At 49.4% G+C, this 18,128-nt stretch carries 17 protein-coding genes; 14 read left to right on the top strand and 3 right to left on the bottom strand.

The genetic code is table 11. The features are described from left to right. Window positions 1–70 precede the first annotated feature (70 nt). From C1710_RS01165 to hisS, 11 genes are all read left to right on the top strand, one after another. Window positions 71–790, top strand: a complete 720-nt coding sequence (locus tag C1710_RS01165) for a response regulator transcription factor (protein WP_102279131.1) — start codon at window positions 71–73, stop codon at window positions 788–790. Beyond that, a complete protein-coding gene (locus C1710_RS01160) occupies window positions 787–2,256 on the top strand; it encodes a sensor histidine kinase (RefSeq protein ID WP_102279128.1) in 1,470 nt (489 codons plus the stop codon). The genes C1710_RS01165 and C1710_RS01160 overlap by 4 nt, the downstream gene beginning before the upstream one ends. A 151-nt stretch (window positions 2,257–2,407) precedes the next feature. Beyond that, window positions 2,408–2,971, top strand: coding sequence for a peroxiredoxin (locus C1710_RS01155; protein ID WP_102279125.1), 564 nt, complete (start codon window positions 2,408–2,410; stop codon window positions 2,969–2,971). A gap of 15 nt (window positions 2,972–2,986) precedes the next feature. Beyond that, window positions 2,987–4,651 carry an FAD-dependent oxidoreductase gene (locus tag C1710_RS01150; RefSeq protein ID WP_102279123.1) on the top strand — a complete coding sequence of 555 codons (1,665 nt, stop codon included), beginning with the start codon at window positions 2,987–2,989 and terminating at the stop codon, window positions 4,649–4,651. Between the two features lie 142 nt (window positions 4,652–4,793). Beyond that, complete coding sequence (locus tag C1710_RS01145; RefSeq protein WP_102279121.1) at window positions 4,794–6,152, top strand: glucose-6-phosphate isomerase; 1,359 nt, start codon at window positions 4,794–4,796, stop codon at window positions 6,150–6,152. Window positions 6,153–6,226: 74 nt separating this feature from the next. Then, window positions 6,227–6,934, top strand: coding sequence for an MIP/aquaporin family protein (locus C1710_RS01140; RefSeq protein WP_102279118.1), 708 nt, complete (start codon window positions 6,227–6,229; stop codon window positions 6,932–6,934). Continuing rightward, window positions 6,935–7,159: a hypothetical protein gene (locus C1710_RS01135; protein ID WP_102279116.1), complete on the top strand. Its 225-nt coding sequence runs from the start codon at window positions 6,935–6,937 to the stop codon at window positions 7,157–7,159. Window positions 7,160–7,170: 11 nt separating this feature from the next. Beyond that, a complete protein-coding gene (locus C1710_RS01130; protein ID WP_102279114.1) occupies window positions 7,171–8,103 on the top strand; it encodes a DMT family transporter in 933 nt (310 codons plus the stop codon). Window positions 8,104–8,173: 70 nt separating this feature from the next. After that, a complete protein-coding gene (locus tag C1710_RS01125; RefSeq protein ID WP_102279112.1) occupies window positions 8,174–8,473 on the top strand; it encodes a hypothetical protein in 300 nt (99 codons plus the stop codon). Between the two features lie 123 nt (window positions 8,474–8,596). Then, window positions 8,597–9,946: an LCP family protein gene (locus C1710_RS01120; RefSeq protein WP_102279110.1), complete on the top strand. Its 1,350-nt coding sequence runs from the start codon at window positions 8,597–8,599 to the stop codon at window positions 9,944–9,946. Between the two features lie 384 nt (window positions 9,947–10,330). Continuing rightward, entirely contained in the window at window positions 10,331–11,623 is a 1,293-nt protein-coding gene (hisS, locus tag C1710_RS01115; protein ID WP_102279108.1) for a histidine--tRNA ligase, read from the top strand. A gap of 57 nt (window positions 11,624–11,680) precedes the next feature. On the opposite strand, the gene proC is transcribed toward hisS, so the two are convergent. From proC to C1710_RS01100, 3 genes are all read right to left on the bottom strand, one after another. After that, window positions 11,681–12,448, bottom strand: a complete 768-nt coding sequence (gene proC / locus C1710_RS01110) for a pyrroline-5-carboxylate reductase (RefSeq protein WP_102279106.1) — start codon at window positions 12,446–12,448, stop codon at window positions 11,681–11,683. An 18-nt stretch (window positions 12,449–12,466) separates the two neighbouring features. Beyond that, the gene (locus tag C1710_RS01105; protein WP_102279104.1) at window positions 12,467–13,174 is read right to left on the bottom strand and encodes a MucBP domain-containing protein; all 708 of its coding nucleotides are present in this window, start codon (window positions 13,172–13,174) and stop codon (window positions 12,467–12,469) included. Window positions 13,175–13,316: 142 nt separating this feature from the next. After that, window positions 13,317–15,587 carry an ATP-dependent Clp protease ATP-binding subunit gene (locus C1710_RS01100; RefSeq protein WP_102279102.1) on the bottom strand — a complete coding sequence of 757 codons (2,271 nt, stop codon included), beginning with the start codon at window positions 15,585–15,587 and terminating at the stop codon, window positions 13,317–13,319. 221 nt (window positions 15,588–15,808) lie between these two features. Between C1710_RS01100 and C1710_RS01095 the strand changes: the two genes are divergently transcribed. From C1710_RS01095 to ptsP, 3 genes are all read left to right on the top strand, one after another. Further along, entirely contained in the window at window positions 15,809–15,991 is a 183-nt protein-coding gene (locus C1710_RS01095) for a hypothetical protein (RefSeq protein WP_102281700.1), read from the top strand. A gap of 123 nt (window positions 15,992–16,114) precedes the next feature. Further along, complete coding sequence (locus C1710_RS01090) at window positions 16,115–16,381, top strand: phosphocarrier protein HPr (protein WP_102279100.1); 267 nt, start codon at window positions 16,115–16,117, stop codon at window positions 16,379–16,381. A gap of 3 nt (window positions 16,382–16,384) precedes the next feature. Further along, on the top strand, window positions 16,385–18,106 hold the full coding sequence (ptsP, locus tag C1710_RS01085; protein WP_102279098.1) for a phosphoenolpyruvate--protein phosphotransferase: 1,722 nt from the start codon (window positions 16,385–16,387) through the stop codon (window positions 18,104–18,106). Window positions 18,107–18,128: the final 22 nt, after the last annotated feature.

Raw genomic sequence — 18,128 nt, 5'->3', positions numbered from 1 at the left:
ATACCATTTTTGCAGAACAAGTGCGTATAATAGTTAATAGGAAAACTAACATTTAAGGAGTGCCGTTGAAATGAAAGTCTTAATGATTGAAGATAATCGATCAGTTTGTGAAATGATGTCAATGTTCTTTAAAAAAGAAAAATGGCACGTCGACTTCGCCTATGACGGACAGGAAGCACTGAATATGTTCAAGGCCAACCCCAATGGCTGGGACATTATCACTCTCGACCTTAATTTACCAAAAGTAGATGGCATGCAGGTGGCAGCCAAGATTCGAGAGCAATCACCAACGGTTCCGTTGATTATCCTAACGGCGCGCGACAGCGAAAGCGATCAGGTGCTCGGCCTCGAAATTGGGGCGGACGAATACGTCACCAAGCCGTTTTCACCGTTAACACTGGTGGCGCGGATGAAGGCCTTGCACCGGCGAGCTCAAATGGGCGCACCAACGACGACCAATAATTCGACTTCGACCTTCGACATCACAACGGACCACTTTAAGATGAATACCAAAACCCGTGAGGTCTACTTAGATGGCCAGCCAATTAGTGATCTGACCCCCAAGGAATTCGACCTGCTGAAGACCCTGGCTTCGAAGCCACGGCAGGTATTTACCCGCGCCCAGTTACTCCAGTTGGTCTGGGATTATGAATACCTGGGTGACGAGCGGACGGTGGATGCTCACATTAAAAAGCTGCGGCAAAAGATTGAAGTGGCGGGACCCCAGGTTATTCAGACTGTTTGGGGTGTCGGCTACAAGTTTGATGATTCCGGGGTCAGCAGCAAATGAAACTGATCTACCAGCAAATGCTGAGTTTCTTCCTGGTGATTTGCACGTTGATGGTTATTTTAACTGCTACTTACATTCAAGTGACCAACACGAGCCTTTATCACCAGGCCTGGGACCAGCTGACAACTGATTCTGACACTTTGATGATGGACGCGGTTCAATACGACTTCAACGATCAGGAACTGAACGGCTTAAAAATGCAGACGTTGAATGCCAATGCCCAGTTATTGTCCCGACAAAACGTTCACTTTGCGATCTACACTCCCCAGAAGAAGGTCACCTTTTCTTCCAACGGCTTTCGACCGTCATTAACCAAGGACGACTGGGCAACTGTGAAAAGCGGGAAGACCATCCATAAGCGACTTGATGCGGCGCCATTCCGCCATGATAACATCAGCCGCGAAATGACGGAAGTTATTCGCCCTTACATTTACCAGCATAAATTAGTGGCGGTCGTGGCAACGGGGACCTTTGTTTCAACGATCAACCAGAATCGCCAGCAGATCCTGGTCAACATGCTCAAATGTATTGCCTTGGCCGCAGCGGTGACGTTGGTAATGTCATATATCCTGTCCAAACAGATGACTAAGCGGATTAAAAAAATGCAGAAGGCGGCTACTCAAATTGCCCGCGGCAACTATGATGTCCACCTGCAGACGCCGAGTTCAGATGAACTAGACGACCTGGGGCGGGACTTTAATAAGATGGCTGATTCGCTGCAAGCTTCGCAGGAAGAAATTGCCCGTCAACAGGAGCGACAACAAAAGTTTATGGCTGACGCGGCTCACGAAATGCGGACACCGTTAACAACCATTAACGGGCTATTGGAGGGACTGGCCTACGACGCGATCCCGGAAGAGGATAAAAAGCACAGTATCCAGCTGATGCAGGCCGATACTCAGCGGCTGATCCGGCTAGTTAATAACACGCTGGATTCTGAGAAGTTACGGAAAAACCAGTTGACCCTCCGGCGGACGATCTTTAACGGTACCGAGGAGTTAAACAACCTGGCTGACCAGCTCAAGGATAAGGCGGCTGCTAGCGGTGACGTCATCAAGGTGGACGCACCCAAGCTAGTCCGTGTTTACGCCGACTACGACCGCTTTGTCCAGATCATGTTTAACATTATCCAAAACGCCATTCAGTTTACTGACCAGGGAACGGTGACCCTCGCTGCTAGTCGTGAGCCTCACGGGGCAAAGTTTAGCGTGACGGATACCGGGATCGGCATGACTAAGGAGCAGGTTGCAAACATTTGGGACCGTTTCTATAAGGCTGACCGTTCGCGGATGAACACCCAGTATGGCGAGTCCGGAATTGGTTTATCAATTGTCAAGCAATTGGTGGACCTCCACGGTGGCAAGATTACGGTTGATAGTAAGCATGGTGACGGTTCTAAATTTACCGTCTATTTCCCTGACCGGGAGTATGCGCCCGCAAATAATGCAGGGGATAAACAAGATTAAAATAACTTTAAAGAAACCGCTCAAGGCTTGTGCTCGGCAAGTCATGGGCGGTTTTTCGTGGGCTATTTTTGGGGCGAAGGCTTGCTTTTTAGCCAAGAATTGTTATACTTTAACTGTAGTCAAGAATGGTTCTAAGAAAGGATGGAATAGTATGAATTACATTAACCACGAAATTGATGACTTTACGCTGCCAGCTTACCAGGATGGCGAGATTAAAGAAATCAGCAAAAAGGACTTGCTGGGTCATTGGAGTATTATCTTCTTCTACCCAGAAGACTTCACTTTCGTTTGTCCAACCGAACTAGAGGCACTGCAAGACAATTATGCTCAATTTAAGCAGGAAGACGCCGAAATTTATTCTTGCTCAGAAGATACTGAATACGTTCACCAGGCATGGGCAGAAGCATCAGAAAAGATTGCGAAGATCAAGTACCCAATGCTGGCTGACCGGGCAGGCAAGCTGGCTCGCCAGTTTGATGTTTTGGATGAACCATCAGGTGATACTTTCCGGGCTGTCTTTATCATTGATCCTGACGGCAAGGTTCAATCTTACACGATTAACAACATGAGTGTTGGCCGCAGCGCGGACGAAATTCTGCGGACACTACAGGCTGCAAAGTTTGTTCGTGAACATGGTGACCAAGTGTGCCCAGCTAACTGGAAGCCGGGTGAAGAAACAATTAAGCCAAGCCTCGACCTTGTCGGCAAGCTTTAATCGCGGGTGATCGTGATGAGCGATAAACATATTTACGACCTCGTGGTGATTGGTGCTGGTCCAGCTGGGTTGACGGCCGGGCTGTACGCCGGTCGGGCCACGATGGATACGCTGATTCTTGAGGGCGAGAACGTCGGCGGACAAGTAACAACCACTTCGATCGTTGCTAATTATCCGGCAGTGGCGGACGTTGACGGTACCCAGCTGATGAACCAGTGGCAGGAACAGGTGGCGGCATTGGGCGTGAAAATTGCCCATGACCAGGCAACCCAGTTTGATTTCACTGGAGACGTCAAGAAAGTTACTAGCCAGTCGGGAAAGGAATACTACGGCCGGGCAGTGATTATCGCTACGGGAGCTTCTCCGCGAAAAGTCGGCTTTGCCGGAGAAGACGAATTCCGGGGACGGGGCGTTGCCTACTGTTCGACTTGTGATGGTGAGCTCTTTGCTGGCCTGCAAGTCTTCGTTGTCGGTGGGGGTTATGCCGCTGCCGAAGAAGCAGACTACCTGACTCGTTTTGCCAAGCACGTCACGGTTCTGGTACGAGCTGACAAGTTTCACTGTCCACCGCTAGTTGCGGCTAAGGCGTTGAATAACCCGAAAGTCTCAGTGCAATACCATACTGAGGTCAAGGCCGTTGACGGGGATGACTATCTGACAACCGCCACCCTCGTTAATAACCAGACTGGCGAGCAGACGGTGTACCACGTCGATGATGGCGACCGGACTTTTGGCATTTTCGTTTATGCCGGTACTAAGCCGGCGACTAGGCCGTTTGCCGGTGTCCTGGACATGGATGATCGTGGTTACCTGAAGACAGATGCTGATGGAGCCACGAATGTTGCCGGGGTCTACGCTGCTGGTGACGTGATCGTCAAGGATCTGCGGCAAATTGTTACCGCGGCAGCTGACGGGGCGACGGCAGCGACAGCGGCCGAAAAGTACATCACAGCCCAAAAACAACGGTTGGGTATCCCCATTCACCGTGAAGTAAAGAAGTCAGCTCAACCAGTCGGGCAGACTTCACAGGTGTCAGCCGACCAACAACCAGCTAAGCAGCATAGTGGCAAGTGGCTGACGGCAGACATTGTCGCCCAGTTGAAAGCGGTCTTTAGTCGCCTGACCAAGCCGGTTACCTTGCAACTGCTGGAAAACCATACCCAGCACAGCCAGGAATTAGACGGTTTCGTGAATGAAGTCGCGCAATACAGCGACCTGTTAACGGTAGAACGTCACGAAATTACAAGTGATGATGTGCTGCTACCACAGCTGCGCTTGTTTGTTGACGGGGAAGATACTGGCCTCCATTACGCCGGGATCCCGAGTGGCCACGAAATGAGTTCGCTAGTGCTGGGAATTTACAACGTTGGTGGTCCTGGTCAGGACGTTCCAGCTGAATTGCGGGAGCGAATTGCCAAACTACCACATGTCGAGATTAAGATTGGCGTTTCACTGACCTGTCACTTCTGTCCGGATGTTGTGGCGGCTTGTCAGCGGATGGCCTCACTCAATCCTCATGTTTCGGCCACGATGATCGACCTCGGCGAGTTCCCGGAACTGCGGGAGCAACGAAAGATAATGAGCGTTCCGGCAACGATCATGAATGACGGTCCGGTGATCTTTGGTAGTCAGACCATGGAACAACTGGTCACTGCTGCTGAACAAGCTGGACAAAATTAATCTGCTTTAAAGCAAGCGGACGCTATGTTAGCGCCCGCTTTTGCTTTGCCCTGGTGGTGGCTGACTATTGCATATCGATAACGTTTACATTATTATTGAGGAGAATGTTTTTTAGACAATTAACGGAAAGGATCCGGTAAAGATGGGTAAGGTTTCGTTTGATAGCAGTGCACTGAAGAAGTTTGTGCACGATAATGAGTTGGGTGAGATGCAGGCAATGGTCACTGCCGCTGACAGTGAGTTACGCAATGGAACGGGAGCAGGCGCTGACTTCCGTGACTGGCTGCACCTGCCGACCCAGTATGATAAGGAAGAGTTTGCACGGATTAAGAAGGCAGCCAAGAAAATCCAGTCAGACTCTGATGTCCTGGTTGTCATCGGGATTGGTGGTTCCTACCTGGGTGCCAAGATGGCGGTGGACTTCCTGCACAACACTTTCTATGAAGCACAATCAGCTGAGGACCGCAAGTACCCGCTGGTTGTTTTTGCAGGGAACTCTCTGAGTTCGACTTACGTCCACGACCTGATTCAGCTGATTGGGGATAAGGACTTCTCAATTAACATTGTTTCCAAGTCGGGGACTACTACTGAACCATCCATTGCTTTCCGTATCTTCAAGCAGCTGTTAATTAAGAAGTACGGCGAAGCGGAGGCAAATAAGCGGATCTATGCCACCACTGACAAGGCCCGGGGAGCACTGAAGACCGAAGCGGATGCCCATGGTTACGAGAGCTTTGTAATTCCTGATGGTGTTGGCGGCCGCTACTCCGTTCTCTGCCCAGTTGGCCTCCTGCCAATCGCCGCTTCTGGTGCCGACATTGACCAACTCATGGCTGGTGCGGCTGATGCCGAACGCGAACTGTTTTCTGACGATTTAAGCAAGAACCCGGCCTACCAATACGCCGCTTACCGCAATATCTTGTACCGGAAGGGCTACACTACCGAACTGCTAGAAAACTACGAACCAAACATGCGGATGTTAGCCGAATGGTGGAAGCAGTTGGCTGGTGAATCCGAAGGTAAGGATCAGAAGGGAATTTACCCATCCAGCGCCAACTTTACGACTGACCTGCACTCACTGGGGCAGTACATTCAAGAAGGACGGCGGAACCTGATGGAAACCGTTGTTAAACTGGATTCGCCAAACTTTGACGTTGACATCCCGAGTGCCGAAGACAACCTCGATGGGTTGAAGTACCTGGAAGGCAAGACGATGGATTTTGCCAACACCAAGGCCTACCAGGCAGTCGTTGCTGCCCACAACGACGGTGGGGTGCCGGTCATGACGGTTCACATCCCAGATGAAACCGCACATACCCTCGGTTATTTGATTTACTTCTTTGAAGTGGCCATTGCCGTTTCTGGCTACCTGGATGGTATTAACCCGTTCAACCAGCCAGGGGTGGAAGCTTACAAGGTCAACATGTTTGGCCTGCTGGGCAAGCCTGGTTACGAAGAAATCGGTGACAAGTTGCGCAAGTCCATGGCGGACAACCAATAATAAGGCAACAATGACCAAAAGGGGCCGTGGTTTACTGCCACGTCCCTTTTCTATGTAATGGAGGAAAATTAATCATGCATGGTTTTATTGGTGAACTGGTGGGGACGTTTATCCTCATTGTAATTGGCTGTGGTGTTGGAGCGGGGCTCAATTTGAAGAAGACCTTTAGTAGCGGACAAAAAGATTGGTTTTACATTTCCTTTGCCTGGGGTGTTGCGGTAACGATGGGGGTCTACGTAGCTGGCTCACTAGGCTCGCAAGGTCACCTGAACCCGGCGGTGACGATTGCCTTTGCGGTTGCTGGTACCTTTCCCCACGCTCAAGTGGGGCCTTACCTGGCCGGGCAATTTCTGGGAGCCTTTCTCGGTGCAGTGGTAGTGATTATCCAATTTTGGTCGCACTTTAAGGCCACCACGAGACCGGAAAATAACAACGTCAGCATTTTTGCAACGATGCCGGGAATTAACTACGGGCTGTTTAACTTCATTAGTGAATTAATTGCAACCTTTGTTTTCATCCTGGTATTAGTCAACCTCGGTAATTTCACGACCGGACTAAAGCCGGTCGTGGTGGGCCTGGTGATCTTTGCAATTGGTGCTGGGCTGGGGACCACCACTGGTTTTGCGTTGAATCCGGCGCGGGACTGGGGACCACGGTTGGCCTACACGTTAATTCCGGTTCCTAACAAGTCGGGTGCTGGCTGGTGGTACAGCTGGGTACCAATGTTTGGTCCCATCTGCGGTGGTTTATTAGCAGTAGGTTTACAAGCGATGGTGAAATAAATGGCAAATCAGCTAAAAGCAGAACAATTAAGAAAACAACGTGATAAAATAACCAAACAGATTGCTATCTGGTTAGTCTTAACGATCGTTATGGGAATCCTCACGTGTTTCCACCTCTTACCGTTTATTAAGTGGGTAACGATTTTTTGTGCGATCTATACGATGGTAATGATCGGCACCTGGTTAGGATTAACCCGAGCAATTAAGAAGAACCTCAATCACTGAGGACGGAAGGAATGGTGAGTGTGACGCAGCGACAACGCCGGCAGCGGCGCTTTTGGACATTGATCGGGATTATCTCCTGTACTTTTTGGGGGATTTCCGGGCTTTGTGCTAAGGGATTATTTAACATTAGCCCGAAGATAACACCAATGTGGGTTTCGCAGGTACGAATGGTTACCGCTGGCATTATTTTAATCATTATGGCGGCGCTGACTCACAAGGATCCACTCCGTGTTTGGCGGACCAAGCGTGATGCCATTACCATTACCGCCTATGGGGTCTTAGGATTATTGCCGGTTCAATATTGCTACTTTCGGGTAGTGCAGGAGGGGAACGCCTCAATTGCGACCATCCTCCAGTTTATCGGTCCGTTCTTTATCGTTGCTTACGTTGCACTTTTCCGTCATCAAAGACCACGGCGGATTGAAATGATTGCGGCGGTCGTCGCTTTTGCTGGGGTGTTCATCCTGGCGACTCACGGCCGTTTTAACCACCTGGCATTAACGCCGGGCATCCTCTTTTGGGGGCTGTGTTCGGCGGTCGGGGTAGCGACTAATACGTTAATTCCACAGCGAATGGTTCGTGGTGGTTTCTCCTCGCTGATTATTACCGGGTGGGGGTTATTGATGTCAGGAGTGGCGTTGCTGTTAGTTCATCCTACCCAGCCGTCATTACCGCGGAATCCGATGATCTGGTGGCTGATGGCAGCGGTAATTGTCGTTGGGACGCTGATTCCCTTTCAGCTCTTTACCAATGCCCTGCGTTACATTCCACCTTCGACTGCTGGTTTTCTGGATGCCTTTGAACCACTATCAGCAACAATCGGGTCGGTACTGATTTTTAACCTTCATTTGACTGGTGCGGATTGGTTAGGTTCAGTAATGATTATCATTGCCGTTTTAGCGTTAAGCTACCAGCCGAAAGAAAAACGCGTTTCACATAATTAAAAAAGCAAACCTCACTGCTAGTCGAACATCAGTTCGTGTTTGATGATATAATGGCGGTGAGGGGGTTTTTATGAAGCATCACAGTGATCCAGCGGCAGCAGCACAATTGATTATCCAACGAATCTATGACCACTTTGACCATCATTTTAATGTCCAGTACCAGATACTGGTTGTTAATGACGTCTTTAATCAGCAATATAACTGGTTTTTAGAATGGCAGCGTCCCGGCCACCGGGCGCGATCGGTGCCGCTCCATAGTTTGCCTGCCACCTCGTCGTTGTTTTTCCAAGTAGTTAACTTAGTTAAACAAGGCGTGGGGATGACCATCACATACCGCGGTTTTGACAGGAAGCAATTGCCTAAATGTTGAGATTTTTCTAACATGTTTTGAACGACAATTGACTAATGTGGGTGACTCTGCTAGATTAGGAAGAGTTGATTTGATTATCATTGAGCATATTAGCTAAGAAAATAACTACAGAGGGTTTGAAAAATGGCTAAACATGAAACGCGGGAAGAATACCGCGAACGTCTCCAACGAGACATTGATGAAAGCGTAGCCAGAAAACAACACCGTCACGACCGGCAAATGAGCGGCAAATCGCAGCTTAACCCACACCGGCCTGGCAAGTGGCTGAAGCGCTTTGTTTTGGTGCTGATCTTGCTGTTAATCTGTGCAGGTGGCTATGAGTACCACAAGATTCATAGCACTGCTCAGGGAGTATTTAAGCAGGGTAGCGGAAAGGTTGATCCGAAACTCAAGGCCGGCAAGCCAGTTTCTGTCTTGCTGATGGGGACCGACGTTGGAGCCTTGAACCGGGGCAATAAGGGTGGTAACACCGATACTCTGGAGTTGATGACGGTCAACCCGAAGAAGCAGACCATTACCATGACTAGTATTCCGCGTGATACCCTTGTCCGGGTCAATACTGACGATGGACCTGACTACGTAAAGATTAACGCGGCTTATTCGATTGGTGGACCAAAACAAACCTGCAAGCAGGTGTCAGAATTGCTAAACGTGCCGATTGACTACTATGCGGTTATTAACATGGGTGTGCTGAAAAAGGTCGTCAATGCAGTTGGCGGTGTTGAGGTTGATAACCCATTCGCCTTTGATTATGAAGGACACCACTTCCCAAAAGGCAAGCAGCACTTAAACGGCGAGTATGCTCTGAAGTATTCGCGGATGCGGTATGATGACCCCAATAACGATTACGGCCGGCAAAAGCGGCAACAGCAAGTGATGATTAGCGTCATTCACGAGCTGAAGTCTTCGGGATCCGTTGGTGCGGTCAACAAGATCCTCGATGCCGTCAAGGATGGAGTCAAGACTAACGTACCAATTGATAACGTGGCAACGCTCTACGCTAATTATCATTTAGCGATGAACCACGTCAAGACTTACCACTTTCACGGCAGGGATGCCACGATTGATGGTGTATCATTCCAGATTGCTTCGCCCAAGGAAATTAACCGTGTCTCCAAGCTGATTCGCCACGCGCTTGGCCTGAAGTTTAAGAAGGTTCACAACTATGAAACCTGGATGTGGAACCTGCAGACGACCTACGATGGGGTTACCAACGTTAACTTTGAACTACCCCATGGCGCCGAGTACAACGTGGCTGGCAGCGGTGGTTCAAGCAAAAAGACATCAAGCCACCATTCTAGTTCATCATTCACCGACTCATCAACTTACTTGGGTGGGTCAACAAGTGATGGTTCGCCAACTAGCGGTAGTGCCGGGACAACTAGCAGCGGGCTGAGTCATTCGTCAACGACTACTACCCAGGCGCCAACAACTTCTCCGGAAGGGCCGACGACGGCGGGTAGTGCGGAATAAAAATAGTAAAGTCTCCAGCGATCCGAACAGCGGACGTCGGAGACTTTTTCATTTGGCAGTGGTCGTTGGTTTGGTGTTGACAAGCCAGGTCAGGATCAAGTAGGATAAGTGTTGATATTAAAAGATAGTGCGCAGGATAAAGCGGCTTATTAAACAGAGAGACGGTTAGGTGCTGAAAGACCGTTCATGAGCTGGTAAATCACACCTGCAAATTGACCAAGTGTGCAAGCACTCGGTCCGGAGCGAATCCGTTATCACCGGGGTTGAAAAACCTACTGAGGCGGCTGCCGCGAGGCTGTCGTGAACAGGGGTGGCACAGAGATTAATCATCTCCCTCTCGTCATATGACGGAGGGAGTTTTTTCTTTTGAAAGGGGTATTATCGATGTCAAAAACTAATAAGTTCCAACGACCAAAGGGCACTGCAGATATCCTGCCGGGTGAAATTGAAACCTGGCAGAAAATTGAGGAAACGGCGCGCGACGTTTTCCGGGTGTACGGGTATGAAGGTATCCGCACACCGATGTTTGAGAACCTGGAATTATTTGACCGCAGCGCGGGTGAAACGTCGGATATTGTTGAGAAGCAGATGTACGACTTTGACGATAAGGGTGGTCGTCACATCGCTTTGCGGCCAGAAGGAACCGCCGGAGTTGCCCGGGCCTACGTGGAAAACCGCCTCTATGGTCCAGAATACACAAAACCGTATAAGGTTTACTACATGGGACCAATGTTCCGTTACGAGCGTCCGCAATCTGGTCGGCAACGGCAATTTACCCAGATTGGTTGCGAAGCACTCAACAATGAATCACCGCAAGTTGACGTTGAAACAATCGCAATGGCGATGGAATTCTTCAAACGCCTAGGAGTAGCGGATAAGCTTAAGGTCACCCTCAATTGTTTAGGGGACAAGGAAACCCGCGATGCCTACCGGACACAACTAATTGACTACCTGAAGCCGTTTTACGACCAGTTGTCGGATGATTCTAAGCGTCGTTTGTACCGTAACCCGCTACGGGTTCTTGATAGCAAGGACGCCACTGACAAGAAGATTGTCGCCAACGCACCTTCAATTCTGGACTGTCTCAGTGACTACTCGCAAAAGTACTTTGACACCGTTAAGCAACAACTGGATGCTTTGGGCATTAAGTATGAAATTGACCCCGATATGGTTCGGGGACTGGACTACTACAATCAGACGATCTTTGAAATTATGTCTGATTCACCAGTCTTTGGCGGTGACTGGGTGACTGTCTGCGGTGGTGGTCGCTATAACGGGCTAATTGCCCAGGTTGGCGGTCCCGACAACGGGGGAATCGGTTTTGGGATTGGTGTGGAACGTCTTTTACTGTTGCTTCAAGAAGAGAACCCTGACTTTGCACCACAACCCGGTTTGGACCTCTTCTTCACTGCTCCTGATGAAGATGGCAGCAACTACGCCTTTAAGCTGATGATTAGGCTGCGCAGTAAGGATGTGGCCGTCGATAAGGACTACGAAGGCCGTAAGTTGGGAACGCAAATTAAGGAAGCGGCCCGCCGCAATGCTAAGTACTTCACCGTTATCGGCGATCGGGAAATTGAATCCGGTCAGCTGACATTGAAGCACACTCAGACTGGGGAACAGGTAGAGGTAGCAGTTGACGACCTCTTAGCAAACCCGCAAAATTACTTAAAATAAGGATCAGAAAAAGGGTCACGCGCTTAAACGGGTGACCCTTAATCTTTTGAAAGAGAGTTATTCGTTGGACTTATTGACAGCATCGATAACGGCATGGCGGAAGCCATCCTTTTCCAGCGCGGCGACACCACGGATAGTCGTTCCACCAGGGGAGGTAACCTGGTCACGGAGGAGAGCAGGGGCTTCCTTGGTCGCTGTGGCCAGGGCACCAGAACCCTTGACCATGCTGGCAACCAGTTCGTAGGCAGTTTGCCGGCCCATTCCGTGGAGGACGGCGGCGTCACTCATCGCGTCCATGAAGACGTCGACAAAGGCTGGTCCACAACCGCCAATAACACCAACGATGCCCAGTTGATTTTCCGGCACCTCAATGATGTCACCGAGTGGGGAGAGTACGTCCTTAATTGTCTGTTGCTGAGCGGTGCTGGCTTGGTCGGGCATGGCCAGGCCAATGGCACCGGCGTTGACAGCCACCGGAGTGTTAGGAATCATGGTGGCAATGGTCTGCGTGGTCAACACTTTACGGAGGTCAGCTTGACTCACACCAGCTGCCGCTGAGATAATTATCGTTGCTGGCGAGAGGTTGGCTAGTGTGCGAGCCACGTCGACGGTTACTGGGGCTGGCGTGGTCAAAATAACCACGTCTGGGTGAGTAGCGACTACTTGCTTTGTCTGGTGGACGAGTTGTACTCCCAACCTGTCTGTTAGTTGGCTGACGCGCTGATTCTCAGGGTTCATTGTTACCAGGTCAAACTTGCCGTAACGGCAGTAGCCTTTGAGGATGGCACCACCCATGGCACCAACGCCGATAATTGCAATTTTCATGTGTAAATTCCTTTCGTCTTATAGTAAGTCAATGTACATGGCGTTAACGTAACCGCGGTGGGAAACGTGATACCACTTGACACCGTTATCGTCATCTAATTCGGCACTGATAGTGAAGGATACACCATCAGCGGCATGGTCGACAACCTTGCCGTACGGAGCGTCATAGATGGGCAACGAACCTCCAGTGACGTAGTTGACGGTTCCTGTTGCATTAATCTTGTTTTCTGCCAGTGTTGTTGTTGCTGGTTCTGGATGCAAGTTAAGCTCTGGAAATGGTTGATCGACGAGTTCCAGTTGAGAGTCATCAAATTTGGCCCACTGGTCTGCGGCAACTTCGTACCATACCTGGTGGTCAAAGGTGGTGACGCGCTGAAACGATTTGATGATAATACCCGGCGCGATAGGTTGGCCGACTGGCATTCCACCAACCATGTCATACACGGGCGTTGATTCCTTGATCTGCAAAAAGATGTCAACGTCTTCAACTGTTTCCCAGTTTTCATGGCGGTACATCAACTTAATCGTGTGGAGTTTCATGTCGAAAGACCCGCGCAGCTCTCCTTCATTCTTGATGAAACGGTAGCCAGGAATCTCCAGCTTATCAACATTGTAGTCATCATCGATAAATCCCTGCAGCAACTGTGGCACGCGAAGATTTTCGTGTGAGTCGATGTCCATGTAGTAGACCCAAATGGGGGTCCCAGTTTTAAACGAGCGATTCATAATTTTTCACTCCAATTATTTCAAAGTTTAACACCTTAATTATACCGCTTTGCTACTGCTTTAGCGCCAGCTTTCAACAAGCATTAGACAAACTTAAAGGGCCCAGCATAATCTGCTAGGCCCTTCGTTGTTTTAGGCAAAATTACTTGTTATCATCAGCTGGTTCATTCTCATCTTGTTCCCCATGATCACTAATAGCAACTGGAGAAGCCGCTACCGTAATGTTGCCATCGTCGTCAAGGTGGGCAACTAATTCGTGGACGCCGGCGTGGTCTAAGACGTAGTCAGCGATGCGGTCTTCAATTTGTTCCTGAATCGTTCGACGTAGCGGGCGAGCACCCATCTGCGGATTGTAACCCAGGTCAACCAGCTTATCCTTCACGTCATCATCAACGGAAATGTGTAATTGACGATCCTTCAGCATTTCGTTAACGTCTGAGAGAATCAGGTTGACGATCTGCTTGAGTTCCGGCTTGGTCAAGTGGTTGAATTCAACAATATCATCGAAACGATTCAGGAATTCAGGCTTGAAGTAGTTAGTCAGCTTGGTGATCAAGCTAGAACGGCTACTGTTACCTGGTCCGAAACCAATGGCCCCGGCTTCGGAATCACCCGTCCCGGCGTTAGAAGTCATGATGATGATGGTGTCCTTGAAGGAAACGGTCCGGCCTTGTGAGTCGGTGAGCCGCCCGTCATCAAGGATTTGCAAGAACATGTGCATGACATCCGGATGCGCCTTTTCCACTTCGTCAAGGAGGATCAGGGAGTACGGGTGACGACGAACTTGTTCGGTTAACTGACCAGGTTCATCGTAACCGATGTACCCGGGAGCAGCACCGATCAGCTTGGAAGTCGATTCTTTTTCCATGTATTCACTCATGTCAAAGCGGATCATTGCATCGGTTGATCCGAAGAGTAACTTGGCCAGTTGCTTAGCCGTTTCCGTTTTCCCGACACCCGTTGGGCCAACAAAGAGGAAGGAACCAATCGGCCGACCAGACTTGTTGAGCCCGATCCGGTTCCGCCGGATGGCCCGGGCAATCTTGTCGACAGCCTGATCTTGACCGATAACCCGTTCTTCGAGTGTCTTGTCAAGGTCGCGCAGCTGGTTTTGTTCCTGCTTTTCCAGGTCGCCAACGGGAATGCCGGTCTTATCTTCAACAATTGCCTGCATATCTTCTTTCGTGACCGTTGCGGCGTCTTCAGTCTGGTTTTCTTCGGCTGCCTTTTTAGCCTTGGTTAACTGGGTCACTTGGTCGCGGTAGTAAGCCGCCTTTTCGTAGTCCTGACTTTCCACTGCTTGTTGCTTATGCGCTTCAGCAGTGTGAATGTCATTTTCGATGACGTTCGGGTCGGACGTCTTCAGCGTCAAGTTCTTCCGTGAACCCGCTTCATCCAGTAGGTCAATGGCCTTGTCTGGCAAGAAACGATCCTGAATGTAGCGGTCGGACAACTTAGCTGCCGCTTGGATGGCGTCGTCAGTGTACTTAACGTGGTGGAAGTCTTGGTAGCGATCCTTAATACCATTTAAGATCTTGATGGTTTCGTCAACACTTGGTTCGTCGACTTGGACTGGTTGGAACCGGCGGGCGAGGGCGGCATCCTTTTCGATCTTGCGGTATTCATTCAGCGTCGTTGCACCAATCAGCTGAAAATCACCGCGGGCCAGTGCTGGCTTCAAAACGTTGCCGGCATCCATACCACCTTCGGCATTTCCGGCACCCATGATTTCATGGATTTCGTCAATGAAGAGAATGATGTTCTTATTCTTTTGAACTTCCTTCATCAATTGTTGCATCCGCTGTTCAAACTGACCACGAATACCGGTCCCCTGAACCAGGGAGACAACATCTAAGCGGATGATTTGCTTGTTACGTAACTTGTCTGGCACTTGACCCGAGACGATTGACTCCGCCAGTCCTTCGACGACCGCTGTCTTGCCGACACCAGCTTCACCGATCAGTACGGGGTTGTTTTTAGTCCGGCGGTTAAGAATTTCAACGACCCGCTTAATTTCCGTGTCACGGCCAATCACTGGGTCAATCTTACCTTGCTTGGCCATGTTAGTGAGGTTGATTCCGTATTGTCCGAGCAAGCCCTTGCCATTGCGACGGCCATTGCCACCACGACCACGGTTGTTGCCGTTGCCGCCGTTGAAGTTGGCTTGGCCACCATTAGCGTTTTGCCCGGCCATGTTGTTCATGGCGTTCATAAAGTCTTCCATGTTTCCAAAGCCGAATGGGTTATCCATATTATTACCCCCGTTTCCGTTCATCATGTTAGTCATATTAGTTTGCATGTTTTGTAATTTTTGGTAGCAACTTTGGCAAAGGTTAACCTGCATTCGTTGACCGTTGTATTCCATCTGAAGGTGGATAGTTGCTGGATTTTCATGACAGATTTGACAAATCATTCAGTACGAGACCTCCTCGTATAAGGCTGGTCAAATGGTTAAAATAGTTTGACCTTTCTTGACTAATAACTTAATTATACTTACTTTTTCCCAGAAGACAAGGGATTATACCTAAATTTTAGCACTCTTGATAATTGATTGCTAAACGCTGCCTTTCAGCTGGCCCCAGTGAGGGAATCGGTTATAATAAAAACAAATCAAATAGTGGGGTGACAACTTCGATGAGTGAAAATTTTCAACAGCAACTGGACGACCTTATTAATAAGAAGATCGATGAGTTTACGGTGACGCCAGAAACATTTCAAGACTTTCAGTCGGTTTTTCATGATTACGAGTACCGGACACAGGTTGTTGGTAAAGCTGAACGTGGTGGAACCATCAAATATCGTTTGAAGGAAAGTTAATAAACAGCTTGCAAGCGGTTGCTATTTGTCTTGTAATTAGGGTTCGTCCTTGATACAATATTGACATGAGAGATGCCGAAGATTGGCTCGGCTACTTTTAAAATAACAAGGAGAATGATATTCATGGAAAAACGCGAATACACTGTTGTTGCTGAAACTGGGATCCATGCTCGTCCAGCAACTATTCTGGTTCAAACTGCTTCAAAGTTTACTTCAGACATTAACCTTGCTTACAATGGCAAGAGTGTTAACCTGAAGTCCATCATGGGTGTAATGTCACTGGGTGTTGGTCAAAACGCTGATGTTACCATCACTGCTGAAGGTGACGACGAAAAGGATGCCATCGCAGCCATTGACGACACGATGCACAAGGAAGGGCTGGCTGACTAATAAATGGTTCAATCACTCAATGGTTTGGCCGCCAGTGGTGGAATTGCTATTGGTCAGGCTTACTTGTTGGGCGATACCAGTCTTCCCGTTTTAAATCATTACAGCGATAATGTGAATCATGAGGTCTCACGGCTTCATGATTCTTTTACTATCAGCGGGAAAAAGCTGGCTGTCCTGCAGAAGCGGGCACGGCAAACGTTAGACAACCGGGCTGCGACAGTCATTGACTCAGAGGTCAAGATGATGAGTGATCCCCGCTTGCTGACCAGTATTGAATGGCTGATTCGTAATGATAAAGTGACGGCGGAATGGGCAATCACCCAGCGGTTAAAACAGGAGAAGAAGCGGGCCGCTAAGCAGGATCCAGATTATTTAAAACGACGCTTAATGGCACTGGATGACGTTGAAAAACAACTGGTTAACTACCTACAGGGAATGACCATTGAACGACAAGTTCCTGCAGGGGCAATTTTGGTGATCAAAACGGCCACGCCAGTGTTAATGGCGGCCGTTGGGGAACGGCTCAAGGGGCTTGCAACACAAACTGGTGGGCCGACATCACACGTTGCACTGATGAGTCAGTCAATGCAGATCCCCAGCGTAGTAGGGGTTGATGACCTGATGAAGACGGTTAGCCAGGGGGACTTGCTGATTGTCGATGGTCTTCACGGCAAGGTGATTATCAACCCGGACCGGAAAGTAATTGATGACTATCAGCAAATGGCTGGTGATTTTGTTCGCGAACAGCAGCGGTTTGGACAGTTAACCCAGCGTGAAACTGTCAGCCTTGATGGTCACCACTTTATTGTCGCGGCTAATTTGACGCTACCGAGTAATGCGACGGCTGCCCTTGCTGCAGGCGCCGAGGGGGTTGGACTGCTGCGAACCGAGTACCTCTTTTTAGGCCATGGTAAGGACTTTCCTAGTGAAGAAGAGCAGTTTCAGGACTACAAAGAAGTGTTGACGGCGATGCCTGACCGACGCGTGACGATTCGGACGCTTGACGTTGGTGGCGATAAACTGTTGGAACCCAACGGTGATGGCGAAGCGAACCCGTTCCTGGGAGTTCGGGGAATTCGGGTTAGTTTAAGCCATCAGCAATTATTTATTACCCAGTTACGGGCTTTGTTGCGGGCGTCAGTTTACGGGCGGTTGGCAATTATGTTTCCGATGGTAGCTACTCTTAACGAATTTAATCAGGCGCGTTCGTTGCTGGATCAAACCCGGCAGGAATTGCAAGACAATGGGGTTAAGGTAGCAAGCAACATCGAAGTCGGGACGATGGTAGAAGTTCCATCAGCAATCATCATGGCCGATCAGTTGGCCCGTCAAGCAGACTTCTTCAGTATCGGTTCCAACGACCTCGTTCAATACATCTTTGCTGCCGACCGCGGCAACGAGATGGTCGCCTACTTAAATCAGGAGCTGCATCCCGCTGTCTTACGGGCAATTAAACAAGCAGTTGACGCGGCGCATGCTGAGGGTAAGTCGGTCAGTCTTTGTGGTGAAATGGCAGGTAAGAAGTTGGCCATTCCGCTAATTATGGCGATGGGGATGGATGAATTATCTGTTCCGAGCCCGCAGGTGGCCAGTGTCCGTAATCTCATTGGCCAACTCAAGATTAGGCAATTACAGCCACTCCTTCATCAAGCGCTGGCTGCTCATAGTGCTGCTGACGTTAAGCAGTTGGTGCAGAACAGTCTAGCAAAAATGATTCAGCTGTAGTGGGCAATGAAAATTGCACCGT

The organism is [Lactobacillus] timonensis (assembly GCF_900240275.1).
Taxonomy (GTDB): Bacteria; Bacillota; Bacilli; order Lactobacillales; family Lactobacillaceae; genus Limosilactobacillus; species Limosilactobacillus timonensis.
This window is presented reverse-complemented; position numbering and strand designations above follow the sequence as displayed.